This window comes from Glutamicibacter sp. 363 (assembly GCF_052379505.1).
GTDB lineage: Bacteria > Actinomycetota > Actinomycetes > Actinomycetales > Micrococcaceae > Glutamicibacter.
In genome coordinates, this window is the sequence record NZ_JBQSYR010000087.1 from 1 (window position 1) to 655 (window position 655).

1 protein-coding gene is annotated in these 655 nt (G+C 62.7%); it reads left to right on the forward strand.

The window, feature by feature from the left end; genetic code table 11:
- Positions 1-655: putative transposase (locus ACT3UA_RS18975; RefSeq protein WP_444617893.1), on the forward strand; the 655-nt coding region annotated here is incomplete at both ends.

Below are 655 nucleotides of genomic sequence, written 5' to 3' on the forward strand. Positions count from 1 at the left end.
ACTGGCCGACTGCGTCCAGCAGAGTTATGGTTCGCTCAAGCCTGGGTTCTACGGGCTGAACACGATGATCTTGGAAACCGTGCTGCGTACCCTGGCCGGTGAACCGCGTGCTGAAGGCGCTACCCGGTTGGACCCGGCAGGGTTCGGCCGGATCCTGGGCATGGACCGGGCCCCGGAAGTGAAGACCGTGCGCCGCAAGCACCAGGAACTCGCCGCCCGGGGTAAAGCCGCCGACTTGCTCACTGCCTTGGGCCGCCACCATCTGGCCAGCACACAACCCACCACCGAGGACAAGCTTGGGCTGCTGCTTTACGTGGACGGCCACGTACGTTCCTACCAGGGGAAGAAAAAGACCGGGAAGCAGTATTCCACGAGGCTGAAGTTCCCGGTCCCGGCGTCGATGGAATCCTGGGTTGCTGACGCGAATGGTTCACCGGTGTTCATGGTCATGGCTAAACCTTCCACTTCCTTGGTTGGCGAGCTGCGCCGGCTGACCCCGAAACTGCGGGACATGATTGGTGATGAGCGGCGCGTGCTGATCGGCTTTGACCGCGAAGGGTGGTCCCCGCAGCTATTCCATGACCTCTCCCGGGCTGGTTTTGATCCGCTCACCTGGCGCAAGGGCGCCACCGAAGACGTTAGCCCGGACCTGTTC